The 11,577-nt window shown below is 57.1% G+C and carries 7 protein-coding genes; 1 reads left to right on the forward strand and 6 read right to left on the reverse strand.

Annotated elements, in window-relative coordinates; translation table 11 throughout:
• Nucleotides 1-23: 23 nt before the first annotated feature.
• From JDEN_RS09680 to JDEN_RS13120, 6 genes are all read right to left on the reverse strand, one after another.
• Complete coding sequence (locus JDEN_RS09680) at nucleotides 24-575, reverse strand: DUF501 domain-containing protein (RefSeq protein WP_015772192.1); 552 nt, start codon at nucleotides 573-575, stop codon at nucleotides 24-26.
• Nucleotides 562-1,437 (reverse strand): FtsB family cell division protein, encoded by an 876-nt coding sequence (locus JDEN_RS13115; protein WP_049754470.1) that lies wholly within the window; start codon nucleotides 1,435-1,437, stop codon nucleotides 562-564. The genes JDEN_RS09680 and JDEN_RS13115 overlap by 14 nt, the downstream gene beginning before the upstream one ends.
• Nucleotides 1,438-1,607: 170 nt before the next feature.
• Nucleotides 1,608-2,900 (reverse strand): phosphopyruvate hydratase, encoded by a 1,293-nt coding sequence (gene eno / locus JDEN_RS09690; protein WP_015772194.1) that lies wholly within the window; start codon nucleotides 2,898-2,900, stop codon nucleotides 1,608-1,610.
• Nucleotides 2,901-2,979: 79 nt separating this feature from the next.
• A complete protein-coding gene (locus tag JDEN_RS09695) occupies nucleotides 2,980-3,705 on the reverse strand; it encodes a nucleoside triphosphate pyrophosphohydrolase (protein ID WP_015772195.1) in 726 nt (241 codons plus the stop codon).
• A 76-nt stretch (nucleotides 3,706-3,781) separates the two neighbouring features.
• A complete protein-coding gene (locus JDEN_RS09700; RefSeq protein WP_015772196.1) occupies nucleotides 3,782-5,848 on the reverse strand; it encodes a carbohydrate binding domain-containing protein in 2,067 nt (688 codons plus the stop codon).
• A 339-nt stretch (nucleotides 5,849-6,187) separates the two neighbouring features.
• On the reverse strand, nucleotides 6,188-8,932 hold the full coding sequence (locus JDEN_RS13120; RefSeq protein WP_015772197.1) for a carbohydrate binding domain-containing protein: 2,745 nt from the start codon (nucleotides 8,930-8,932) through the stop codon (nucleotides 6,188-6,190).
• Nucleotides 8,933-9,412: 480 nt separating this feature from the next.
• Between JDEN_RS13120 and JDEN_RS09710 the strand changes: the two genes are divergently transcribed.
• Nucleotides 9,413-11,551 (forward strand): family 43 glycosylhydrolase, encoded by a 2,139-nt coding sequence (locus tag JDEN_RS09710; RefSeq protein ID WP_015772198.1) that lies wholly within the window; start codon nucleotides 9,413-9,415, stop codon nucleotides 11,549-11,551.
• The last annotated feature ends 26 nt before the right edge of the window (nucleotides 11,552-11,577 follow it).

Consider the following 11,577-nt stretch of genomic DNA (forward strand, 5'->3'; position numbering starts at 1 on the left):
ACAGTTGAGATTCACCAACGGTACTACTCACAAGCGCAACGATCCGGGGACCACTGGTCACGGATCAAGTCCAACGCCTCATCACCCAACGGTTGAACGCCGGGACCAGCTGCGAGAGCGTGCCCAACCAGAACATGGAGGCATTTCACACGAGTGGGCATCCCTCCTGCACTGATACCAGAAATTTCTTCTACGTGGCCAAGTGCGTCACGCTCAGCCAAGTAGTGATCGTGGGCGCGACGGTAGGCGGCTGCTAGTTCTTCATCGGCGAGGAGGCGTTCGCTCATCTCTTTCATGACCCCAGCGGCTTCAAGGCGGCTGACTGCGGCGGTTGCGCTGGGGTGAGTGAGATAAAACGTGGTGGGGAATGGGGTGCCGTCTTCAAGGCGTGGGGCGGTCCGAACAACAGTGGGGCGCCCGCAGATGCACCGGGCTGCGATGGCGACCACGCCACGAGGGGGCCTGCCTAGTTGTTCTTCAAGCGCAGTGAGGTCGCCGGGGGTCACGTCAGGGTGTTCTGTGGGCACGCGTCGTCCTTGGAAGTGTGAGTGGTGTTCTTTGCTATTGTCCACCATCAGTTGGGTTCTCGGCACCGTCGGTGGGTTTCGTCTCACCATTGTCAGTGACATCGTTGTCAGGGGCGACGCTGTCATCACGAGGTGCTTGGTCCTCGGTGGCGTCCCCAGGGGTGCCGTTCCCTGCATCTTCGATGGATTCCCACAGTGTCCCGTACCAGGGTTTCTTCATGGCCGGTTTGATCGTGGGTTGTCGTTCGCGTTCGCGTTCGATGGCGGCGCGTTCAGAGTCCATGACTCGGTAGGGTGTTTCCCCGGGGAAAACAAAGGTGAGCCGTTCCCGGGCTTGTGCGATCACGAAGTTGTCGTCCTCCCACCGTCGCAGTTCATTGGTGAGTTCGGCGTTGGTGGTTTGCTGCGCTGTGATTTGCTCGTCAAGTTCGGCGAGTTGGTTGTATTGCTTCATATAGTTGCGCACAACGGGCACGAGGAGACTGACACATACGAGAATAACGAGACTGAGCACAACGAGGCGAGAGGTACCGGTGTGCAGAAGACCAGAGGCGCGTCCAGTGGTGCGATAACTTGATGACTGTCCGCGGGTTTGTTGGGAGCGCGGTGCCATTTGCTTGCCGGGGGACGTGGCGCGTTTTTGTGGGCTGCGGCTTGCGGCGGGGGGTGTTTGTGACCGTTGCCCGGACGTGGGTGCACCCTTTTTTTGGGGGCGGGCCGTTGTCGTGCGGGGTTGCCCGTGTGCTGTGGACGCACGAGAAGTTCGCGATGCGCTCGCGCGTGGCACTTGACCCGACGATGGGCGGGTCGCCCTGGTCGATCCTCCTTGGGAGGTTCCTTTTTTGCTGCTGCCTGGGCGCGCCCCAGAGCCGCCACGGGGGCGGGGTGCGGGTGGGCGCGATGCTGGCATACCCACCATTGTGCCGTGGGTGTGGCGAAAAAAGCGGAGGCACCACCGCGTGGATGCGCCATCTTCACGAGACTTTCTCGTCACAGAGGTCGACCCGCTAGCTGGTGAGGTGTCGTCCAGCTAGCGGGTCGTGTGTCATCAGGGCGCGTGTGGGCCCTTCAGATGAGGTCTCAGCCCTGGTAACGAGGGAAAGCGGACTTTCCGGCGTAGCGGGCTGCGTCACCAAGCTGCGCTTCAATGCGAAGGAGCTGGTTGTACTTGTTGATGCGCTCACCACGTGCAGGGGCACCGGTCTTGATTTGGCCGGCGTTGGTTGCCACAGACAGGTCAGCGATTGTGGTGTCTTCGGTTTCACCGGAACGGTGAGAGGTCATTGCGAAGAAGCCTGCGCGCTGTGCCATTTGCACGGCGTCAAGGGTTTCGGTCAGTGACCCAATTTGGTTGAGCTTCACGAGAAGGGCGTTTGCTGACTTTTCTTCGATGCCGCGTGCAAGACGCTCAGGGTTGGTCACGAACAGGTCGTCACCCACGATTTGCGTCTTGTTACCGACTGCAGCAACAAGCTTGGCCCACGAGGCCCACTCGTCTTCGGACAGTGGGTCTTCGATGGAGACCAGTGGGTAGTCTTCGACGAGCTGAGCGTAGAACTCGATCATTTCGTCGCCGGACTTTTCGCCACCTTCCCAGTTGTACACGCCCTTCTTCTCATCGAAGAATTCGGTTGCTGCAACGTCAAGTGCCAGTGCGATCTGCTCGCCGGGGGTGTACCCAGCTTTTTCAATGGCCTCGATGATGAGGTCAAGTGCGGCACGGTTGGATTCAAGGTTGGGGGCAAACCCACCCTCGTCACCAAGACCAGTGGCCAGACCCTTGGTCTTGAGCACGGACTTCAGGGAGTGGTACACCTCAGCGCCCCAACGGAGTGCTTCTTTGAAGGTGGGGGCACCGATAGGCGCAATCATGAACTCTTGGATGTCCACGTTGGAGTCTGCGTGTGACCCACCGTTGAGGATGTTCATCATCGGGACGGGCAGGGTGTGTGCGTTGGGGCCACCAACGTACTTGTACAGGGGGAGCCCAGCGGACTCTGCGGCTGCGTGGGCCACGGCGAGTGAGACACCGAGAACAGCGTTGGCACCGTATTTGCCTTTGTTTGCGGTTCCGTCGAGTTCAAGGAGCTTCGCGTCGATGCCGCGCTGGTCGTCAGCGTCAAAGCCTTCTTCGACGAGAGCTGGGCCGAACACCTCGTTAACGGCGTCCACAGCCTTGGACACGCCTTTGCCCAGGTAACGGGACTTGTCCCCGTCACGGAGTTCAACGGCTTCAAACGCACCGGTCGACGCACCGGAGGGAACGCCTGCCCGACCAATTGCACCGTCTTCGAGGATGACCTCAACCTCAAGTGTGGGGTTACCGCGGGAATCGAGGATCTCAAGTGCGCGTACTGATTCGATGAATGCCACTATGGGGCTCCTTCAAGAGACATGGATGTACAAAACTCAGGGTACGTGAACGCTGTCTCACACCGTCGGGCTATTCGTCCTATGGATGGTCAACGCCAGCAACCTGCGACTCGACCGCAGCAAGCGCGGCCCGCAACGCGGACTCAGCGTCAACACCCTTTGTGTGTGCTTGTCGCACGACAGCGAGGAGTTCCTGGCCGATCCGCTCAGCGTCTGTTTCATTGTCTCTCGTTTGTGGTGTGTAATCCAGCGCTGACACCAATTGTTCATCGCGACTCACCCTGGACACGATTTTTTGGGCACGCGCCAATGCCCCTTGTGCTCGGGAGATTCCGTCCAGGACGGAGGTGCGTTTCTTTTCTTGTTGTTTCAGTTCCTCCCACGCAACACGAACTTGTTCGGGCGTGTCGGCGTGGGTATCGCCGAAGACGTGCGGGTGACGGTGGCGAAGTTTCGCTGCCAGGTCGTGGGCCACATCGTCAATGGTGAATGGGGTGTCGGGGTGTTCTTCAGCAATGCGTGCGTGGAAGAGGACTTGCAACAAAACGTCCCCGAGTTCTTCGCGCATGTGGGTGTGGTCCCCGGATTCGATGGCGTCTACCAGTTCATAGGTTTCTTCCAGGAGGTAGCGCACAAGCGATGTGTGGGTTTGTTCCCGGTCCCACGGGCACCCTCCCTCCGAGCGAAGTTGATTCATCACCGCGATGACATCATCCAGGTTCGGGTGCAGTGCGCGTGCCGATGCGTTTGCTGGGCGGTCGGGTGCAGTGGAGTGGGGTTCGGTAGGAGCTGGCGTGGCGTTCATGGTGTCATTGCATCATGCCAAGGGCGCACTGGTCAGTGTGACTGCCCAGTGCGCCCCAAGCGTGTGGTGTGGCGTGTTACACGCAGGGATTACCTGCAGTGACTGCGCCATTCGCGATTTGGATCACATCACCGCTGAATGTGTAGTCTTTGCCCGAGTTGTTATCCCAGGTGCCTGAGCCGTTATTGAACGCGGCAGTGACGTTTTTCCCCGCGCTTGCGATTGTGCGGGTCACCCACCCGTTGCATGCTGCGGTCATGCTGTCCCCAGGCACTGAGGTCCACGAACCGCCGTCGACCTTGTAGTGGATGTTGTAGGTGCTCCAGTTCGCTGTGGTTGAGTAGAACACTTGTGTTGCTGAGCCGCCGCCACCAGAGCATGGGTTGTGCGTTGTGACAGCCCCACCTTTCACTGCAGCAACGGAGCCGGTCAAGGTGTAGTCCTTCCCGGAGTTGTTGTCCCAGGTTCCTGACCCGTTATTGAACGCGGCGGTGACCGCGCTTCCGTTACTGGGAACTGTTGCACTGACCCAGCCCGTGCATGCTGGAGCCATGGCAGCACCCGGCGCAGTAGTCCACGAATCTGTGCCGACACGGTAGTGAATCCGGTAGTTGCTCCAGTTCTTGTCCGTGGAGTAGTACACGGTAAGGGCCTCACCTGGGGTGGGGTCCGGCGTGGGGTCGGGGTCTGGGTCGGGTGTCACACCGTCCAGCGCTCCAGTGTGGAGTGCCACTGCCCCATATGCTGGCAGCGTCACCGACACTTTCCCTCCAGAGACAGTGAACGTTTGGGTGCAGGTATTGGACGCGACAACGTTGCAGTAGCGCCCGTTGGGCAAGGTCGTTATGAACTCACGGGTTGTCGCCGAATTGGTGTTGTTCAACGCTACAAACCCTTTGTTGCCTCGGTTGTAGGCGATCACGTTCCGTGTTGGGGACTGCCAGTTACTGAGGTTTGTGCCGTTGACTGTGTTGTGGAAGCCCACCATGTTGGCAATTTCGGGCCACCGGTGTGCACAGGTCCACGCACCGGAGGTGCATTCAGCGTCGTTGACCTTTCCCTGACCGTTCTGGGGAGCGCCTGCGTCCTTATTACTGAACGTGTACCCGCTGTAAGTGGAGGGGCTCCCATAGGGGTAAGACAACATAAAAATATTGCCCAGTTTGTATTTTGCACCCCATTGATAAGTCATTGTTTCGTTGTTGCGTTCAGTGTCATGGTTATCAACAAAAACACCTGCGCGATTCGATGGGAGGAAACCACGGTTGTTGATGTTCTGCAAGGAAGCAATGTCACCATCAAATGCATCTTTGAGGGCTCGCCCATATCCAAATTCGTGAGAATCTCCTGAGCCGAGGTATTCACTCGGTTGGACAGGTTCACCGGGGGCACCGATCACCTCATGAATCCAATAGAGGTTTTTGGCTTGGGTGGTTGCTGCTTTGATTGCTTCCAAGTCTGTTGCTGGAATGTGTTTGGCCGCGTCAATACGGAATCCTGCGACTCCCAAGGATGCGAGGTCGTCAAGGTATCGTGCAATTTCTTGACGCACGTAGGTGTTTCCAGTGGCTAAATCTTGCAATGCAACAAGGCGGCAGTTTTGCACCTCGTACCGGTCGCCGTAGTTTGCGATGTTGCGCTTGCACGAGTTGAAGTCTTGAGGGCTGTATCCACCGTCAGGGCCAGGGTAGTTCTCGAGGGAGAAGGTAGTGCCAGCCCACCCGGTTCCACCAGTTTGCCCGGTCATGTGGTTGATGACAGCGTCTGCTATGACTCCGACACCTGCGTTATTGCAGGCTGTGATCATAGCTTTGAATTCTGCCCGAGTTCCGAGTTTCGATTCGATGCGGTAGCTTACGGGCTGGTAGGAAGTCCACCATTGGCTTCCTTGGATGTGCTCTTGGGGTGGCGACACTTGTACATATCCGTAGCCTTGAGGGCCAAGAACTTGGGTGCATTCTCTGGCAACAGAGTTCCACGTCCATTGGAACATGTTGGAAATGACATCGGAATTGTTGCGTTGCGGTGGGCCTGCTTGTGCTGCTGTTGTCGGCACAAGTGCCACAGTGAGCGCCATGAGCGCACTGGCACACAAACCAATAATTGCGCTTGCTCCTTTTTTCATGCGATGACCACGAATCATTTCTCTCCTTTGAGTGTTGGGTCACCACCTACCTTAGAAATATGTTGTTCATGATTCAACAGTCCACTGTACACAACAAATGTAGAAACATGGGATGTTGTAAATTGCGTCGTTCAACTGTTGCAGACTTTCATTCCGTTGCGTTGACGCAGCATGGTGAACAGCACGTTTATTATTGGCGGCAACGCGAACGGATCAATCTGACTCATTCCATGTAATAAATCACGATAATGTTCACCCACATGAATCGTTTAAGCCCGTCGGGAATTCACGACAATAATGCGCCCTCCCATGATGGGAGGGCGCATTATTGTGTGTACTGAAGGACAGATACTCTACTCAGCGAATGCTTTGTCGCCCCAGACGACCCTTGCGTACCATGAAGCCCATGCCTGCAAGAAGGATCGAGAGGGCAGACAACGCCAGGACCGCCATGAGGTCGGCTCCCGTGTCAGCCAGTTCGTCCCCGGCACCGCCGCTGCCAGCGCCAGCGCCAGCTTGCAGATCATCGCCCTCAACACCACTGTCAGTTCCCGGGTTATCCCCACTGCCCTGCCCTGAGTCTGTGTCATCTGCGTTGTCTGGATTATCGGTGTCCGGCTCGGTGACTGTTGGGCAGGGATCCCCCTCAGCAAGAACACCGTCCTCAATAGTGACTGATTCACTAGTGACCTGGTAGTTCGCACCGTTGTTGGAGTCCCAGTTCTCGCCTCCATCATTGAATGCCACCTGGACTCGACGTCCTTCTGAATCAATGTCATGGCGCAGCCAACCGTCACACACCTGGGCCATTTCAATACCCGGCACCTCAGTCCATGCTCCACCAGCCACACCAAAGTGGATGTACGTGGTTGCCCACTGATCAGCAGAACGGTAGTAGACGCGGGTCGTTGTGTAGTCAGGGTTCGCCGGTTCCTCTGGTTCAGGTTCCGGGGTCGTCGGCTCGTCCAGTTCGTCTTGCCCGTCACACGGGTTCCCTGAAGTCACAGTTCCCTCATTGACGTGAACGTAACGTCCGGACAGATGATAATTCTGTTCCTGGTTGTTGTCCCATTCCATCCCTTCGGAATTGAACACTCCTTCAATGTCCTCACCCCCTGTGTCGATGGTCTTTTTCACCCATCCTTCGCAGGCAGGGTACATGAGGTCACCGGGAACTTGCGTCCAGCCACGGAGTCCGACACTGTAGTGGAACCGATGCTCAACCCAGTTCGGGTTCACGGCATAGTAGACCGTTGTTTGCCCAGCTCGATCAAAGGAGCAGGGGTCCATCTCGTGTGTGACACCGTTGCGGATGAGTGTGTGTTCACGGGTCACTGTGTAGTTTGCCCCGTTGTTGGAGTCCCACGTTCCTGATCCGTCGTTGAATGTCACCACAGGTGGGGTGCCGTTCGTTGTGATCTGTGCGGCGACAAAGCCGTCACACGCTGGTTGCATCTGTTCGCCAGGAACTGTAGTCCAGCTGTCCCCGACTCCGTAGTGAAGGTAATAGTCGTCCCACCCCGCAGCAGTGGAGTAGTACACCGTGACGGTGTCAGGGACAACGACGTCTCGTGGTTGCAAGTTGCTGGCATTGTCCGTGGACAACGCCACTGCAGACATCGGCGCGACAGTGATGTCGACTGTTCCTTGCGCATCGACAGTCAGCTCCGTGCAATCAGAAGCCAACACGTCACAATACGTCCCGGCAGGCAGGGATGTGGTGAAGGTGTGGGTCACGCTATCTGCTGAGTTGTTGATGACCACAAATCCCTTGTCATCGCGCCCATAACCAATAACGTTCTCGCTGACGGTTGCCCAGTCGGTGACAGGTTCACCAGCCACATGGTGGGCGAATCCCACCATTGATGTGATGACAGGGTTTCGGTGCATACACGTCCACGCGCCGTCTGCACAGGTCACATCGTCGATGAGTCCAGTGCTGTCTTGTGGCGCACCGGCGTCACGCTCAGAGAACTCATATCCGCTGTACACGGTGGGCAGCCCATAGGGGTAAGACAACATGAACACGTTGGCTAACACGTAGCGGTCGCCATCTTTGTAGCTGAGAGTTTCACCGTTGCGCTCAGTGTCGTGATTGTCCACGAAAACACCGGCGTCATCTGAGGGCAGGAGTGTGAGGTGGGTGCCGAGAAGTTGCAGGTCGGCGATATCGCCACCGAAGCGGGAGCGCAACGTGCGTGCATAGTTGAACTCATGGGAATCCCCAGAACCTAAGTATTCACTGGGTTGGATCGGTTCCCCTCCAGACCCAATCACTTCATGCACCCAGTAGAGGTTTTTTGCTGTGGTTGTTGCTGCCTTGATCGCTTCGAGGTCAGCTGCGGGCATGTGTTTGGCAGCGTCAATACGGTAGCCAGCCACCCCTAAGTCAGCGAGGTCATCGAGGTACGCGGCGATTTCTTGACGAACATAGTCAGTTCCCGTAGCGAGATCTTGCAGACCTACGAGACGGCAGTTTTGTACCTGTTCGCGGTTGTTGTAGTCAGCAATGTCGGTTTTACAGTCATTGAAGTTCGCCGGAGTGTATTGCCCTTCCGGGCCTGGGTAGTTCTCTTCGGAGTATGGCGTGCCCGCCCAGCCTTCTCCTTCAGGCGAGCCGCTCATGTGGTTGATCACCGCATCGGCAATGATGCCGACGCCTGCGTCACGGCAGGTGTCCACCATGGCCTCAAATTCTGCCCTGGTTCCCAGTTTCGACTCAATGCGGTAGCTCACAGGCTGGTAGGAGGTCCACCAGGCGTCGCCCAGGACATGCTCTTGGGGTGGGGATACTTGCACGTAGTCGTACCCGGCTGGGCCGATAGAGGTTGTACATTCCTGGGCTACGGACGTCCAGTTCCATTGAAATAGGTTGGCAATGACGTGTGTGCCGCTCGGTTCGCCGTCAACGCTGCGCACAAGTCCTGTGTCCACGTCCGTTGAGGCCACACGGGGCAGGTCGAGTTGAGGGGCGCTCGAGGCAGGCACTGCCCCGGCCACGATGAGCAGGAAAGCGGTTGATAGCGTTGCAATCATTGGGTAGCCGATGCGCCACACCCGGCGGGTACGTGGCGTGCGTTCGGTGGGGGTATGCATGCGCATGAAACTCCTCATTGAGTGTTTGTGCATCTCGCAGCGTCAGGGTGGAGTGGCGGCGAGGTCTGTGGCCACTGTAGGCGAGGCTGAAAACTCCATGCAAGACCTGAAAATTCTTGCAATGGTGGAATTCATCGGATGATGTGGGCTTTTCTTGCCCGATCTTTCAGGGGCACCCACTGTTGGCCGCTGGACAACTGAACGTAGGTGAACGACCAGCGGAATTACACGTCCGCCACGATGGCAACCACGTGCACCGTTTCATTTCTCGACACAGCATGCAAGAAAAAGATCTCACCATAGGAGACGACTCCCCATGTGGCCGGGAAGGAGCTTCGACGCAGGTCAGGCGAAAAATCGAAGTGAACGTTCACATGAATAGTGTGAACTCCCCGGCACCACCCGTAGGAATCTCCAGACAACTGACATATAACAAGAACACCCGCCGAGGGTGCCCACCCCCATCAACGAAGAGGGAGGAACACCATGCGACGCTGGCAGAGGACAACTGCCTTCGGTGCGTTCATGGCGCTCATGGTCGGCAGTCTTGCCGCCATACCAGCCACATCGGCCACAGCAGCAGGCGAAGAAATCATCGTCAACGGAGGATTCGAAAACAACACCAACGGGTGGGAGATCCGCAACGGGGGGAATCTCTGGCTCGACCCAGACAAGACCAGTGGAAACTCCTCCGGTTTCATCACCCACCGGGAATCCACCCAATCAGGGCCCTGGCAAAATATCACCGGGAAAGTCCAAGCAGGCAAGACCTACACGGTCAGCGCCCGAGTGAAGTACAAGTCAGGGCCAGCCACCAAACAGTTCTTCATCACGAACTTCTACGGTGGTGGCAGCTACACAAACCTCGCCGGGGCAACAATCCCCAAAGACACCTGGGGCACCATCTCAGGGACCTTCACCATCCCCAGCACGCAAAGCGTCGCAGAAGCGCGGCTCTTCATTGAAACACCATGGGTGGCCAACCCTGCCGACGACCGCGATAACAATCTCATGAACTTCCGAGTCGATGACGTCTCGTTGAAGGAAGTCACCGGTGGGACACCAACAAACCCCACCGACCCAGGCAACCCAGCCAACCCCATCATGACCACAAACCACACGGTTCACACTGGGGTGCAGGCCAAAAAGATCGGGGATGGCAACCCACTAGTGAGCCACAAGTTCGGTGCAGACCCCTACCACCTTGTGTACAACGGCCGTGTCTACATGTACATGACCAATGACACCCAAGAATGGGCAGCACGCAACAACGGGGGCAGCAAGAACACTTACGCCGCGATCAACACCCTGTCCGTCATCTCGTCGTCAGACCTGGTGAACTGGACAGACCACGGGAACATCGCCGTGGCGGGTCCCAACGGTGCGGCGAAGTGGGCGAACAACTCATGGGCACCGGCTGTGGCAGTGAAGAAAATCAACGGAAAAGACAAGTTCTTCCTCTACTTTGCCAACAACGGTTCCAGCGTAGGAGTACTCACAGCAGACTCCCCCACCGGTCCGTGGGTTGATCCCATTGGAAAACCCATCGTCAACGCCCAAACACCGGGTGCATCAAATGGCAAAAACTGGCTGTTCGACCCAGCCGTTCTCGTTGACGATGATGGGCAAGGCTACCTCTACTTCGGTGGTGGCGGCGAAGATGGCTCAGGGTCCTCCCAAAACGAGAACAACCCCAAGTCATCCCGAGTCATCAAACTCGGTGCCAACATGATCAGCACGTCAGGGTCGGCGGCAGTGATCGACGCCCCCGCCATCTTTGAGTCGTCTGGCATCCACAAACGCAACGGCAAGTACTACTACTCCTACTCGTCGAACTTCGGCAACGGAGGCCCAGGACGTCTTCCCGGATACCCGGCACACGGGGTCATTGCGTACATGATGGCTGACAACCCCATGGGGCCATGGACTCCAGCACAGTACAAGGGAACCGTGCTGCCGAACATGTACCAATTCTTCCAAGTAGGGGGAAACAACCACCAATCATTCTTTGAATTCAATGGCAAGTGGTACATCTCCTATCACGCAGGAACGTTGGACAAGGCCCTGAACAACAATGTTGGGGGAAACACCAAGGGTTACCGCAGCACCCACCTGAATGAAGTCACGTACAACGCTGACGGCACCATGCGTGTTGTCAACGCTGACTACAAAGGTGTGGCACAAGTGGGACGCCTACGTCCCTACTCCGTCAATGAAGCCGAAACCATCGGTTGGCAAAACGGGGTGACCACCACCAACATCACTGAAGGATCACGCCAGTTCCCTGGGTCCTCGGTCAACCTGGCAGTCAACAACATTCACAACAACGATTGGATCGGTGTCGGCGGAGTTGACTTCGGTTCCAGCGGTGCAGCAAGCATCACCGCGAAGGTCAAACCACTGACCAACAACGGAACCATTGAGGTACGCCTAGGATCCCCGGACCGCAATTCCTCATCATCCCGGCTCGTCGCCACGCTCAACGCCAACACCCCGGCGAACCAGTGGCGCGACATCACCGCTCAAGTGTCAGGGGCAACAGGAGTACAGAACGTCTACTTCGTCTTTAGAGGCGGATCGGGTGCGCTGATGGAATTTGACTCCTGGTCATTCACCCAACGCTAACCACACTGCACAACCACCAGAGGGCG

It is taken from the genome of Jonesia denitrificans DSM 20603 (assembly GCF_000024065.1).
GTDB classification, from domain to species: Bacteria; Actinomycetota; Actinomycetes; order Actinomycetales; family Cellulomonadaceae; genus Jonesia; species Jonesia denitrificans.

Excerpts from the sequence above, each read along its gene's own strand:
- JDEN_RS09710 (WP_015772198.1), top strand. The coding sequence starts at position 9,413 with ATGCGACGCTGGCAGAGGACAACTGCCTTCGGTGCGTTCATGGCGCTC.
- JDEN_RS09695 (WP_015772195.1), bottom strand. The coding sequence starts at position 3,705 with ATGAACGCCACGCCAGCTCCTACCGAACCCCACTCCACTGCACCCGAC.
- JDEN_RS13120 (WP_015772197.1), bottom strand. The coding sequence starts at position 8,932 with ATGCGCATGCATACCCCCACCGAACGCACGCCACGTACCCGCCGGGTG.
- JDEN_RS13115 (WP_049754470.1), bottom strand. The coding sequence starts at position 1,437 with ATGCCAGCATCGCGCCCACCCGCACCCCGCCCCCGTGGCGGCTCTGGG.
- JDEN_RS09700 (WP_015772196.1), bottom strand. The coding sequence starts at position 5,848 with ATGATTCGTGGTCATCGCATGAAAAAAGGAGCAAGCGCAATTATTGGT.
- JDEN_RS09680 (WP_015772192.1), bottom strand. The coding sequence starts at position 575 with ATGGTGGACAATAGCAAAGAACACCACTCACACTTCCAAGGACGACGC.